Origin of the sequence: Mesorhizobium sp. M2A.F.Ca.ET.067.02.1.1 (assembly GCF_004023285.1) — a bacterium.
Lineage (GTDB): Bacteria > Pseudomonadota > Alphaproteobacteria > Rhizobiales > Rhizobiaceae > Mesorhizobium.
The window spans coordinates 1-1,054 of the sequence record NZ_RZSB01001202.1 but is presented as its reverse complement, the minus strand read 5'-3'; the positions used below and the strand labels follow the sequence as shown (position 1 = coordinate 1,054).

Here is a 1,054-nt window from a genome sequence, read left to right as displayed (position 1 = left end):
ATCCACTGGTCGAGCTCGTCGAGCGCGGCCGAGACCGCGCTGCGCGTGTCCTCCGCCCGCCTACGCTGCGCCGCCTCGCGGCGTTCGGCCGCAGCGGCGTCCTCAACAGGAGGTGCCTCTTCCGGCCGCGATGCTTCGTCTATGCTTTTGCCTTCCGCGCGAGCTGGCGCTTGGGTTGGCGGCTGCCCTGGCTTGCGGCGCCGGCCGAGCCAGTCGTTCACCCAATCGGGCGTCTGGTCGACGCGGGTGAAGCTGTCGGGTGCCGTGGCGCCGATCCAGGCCAGCGCCAGAATGTGCTTGCACGGAAATTTCCGCGACGGGCAGGTGCATTTGTAGCCGTGGTCGGAGGTGTCGAACGCGACCCGGTAGGGGTTGGAGCCCGAGCCCTGGCATTCGCCCCAGATCAGCGGCAGCTGTTCATGCGCTTCAAGCCTGGGCCAGTTCGATCGCTTGGTCAGCTTGGCGGCTGCGCCAAGCGAGGCCTGATCGGGGGCCAAAGCCTCGACTGTTTTCAAATCCAGCTGCAAGCCGCGCGCCTCTCACCACCCCGAAGCATGACTTCGCGACGATTGATAGCCGTTTGCGGCCGGCTGGTGTAGCTCCATTCGCCGGAAAATCGAGAGCTTGTCTAACGTTCCGTTGTTCTCCTGAAGGCCCGGTCGCGCGAAGCTCGCATCCAGCATGTCGTCATTCAACAGTTCGATCCGTGAACGCTGTTCATTTTGCTCTTGAACGTCGTTCAAGATGTGCTATGCTGCGATTATGAACAATGTTCATTGGATTGTATCCGGCCTGAAACAGGCCGTCTCCGATCCGGCCTAATGCTGAAACGAAAGGATCATATCGATGCTCGCAGACAACCAAGCCCGCAAGCAGTCGAGTGGCTGGAAGGCCTGGAAGCCGATCATGGACGACAGATTCCATGCGCCAAGACCAAGAAACAAATGGATCGGATTGAACCGCAGTAACGAAGTTTAACCTCTTCCTGATACAACGAGGCTCAGACCGCGCAAGTGTCCGCTCAGTCCAATCGGATTGCCAGCCAGACTTGCCC

Annotated in this window: 2 protein-coding genes; both read right to left on the bottom strand. The window is 60.7% G+C overall.

Features of this window, described 5'->3' with window-relative positions; translation table 11 throughout:
- The coding region (locus EOA28_RS36740; protein WP_189342408.1) for an SWIM zinc finger family protein at window positions 1-527 on the bottom strand (527 nt) is incomplete at its 3' end.
- Window positions 528-539: 12 nt separating this feature from the next.
- A complete protein-coding gene (locus EOA28_RS36735; protein ID WP_126078700.1) occupies window positions 540-743 on the bottom strand; it encodes a hypothetical protein in 204 nt (67 codons plus the stop codon).
- Window positions 744-1,054 lie beyond the last annotated feature (311 nt).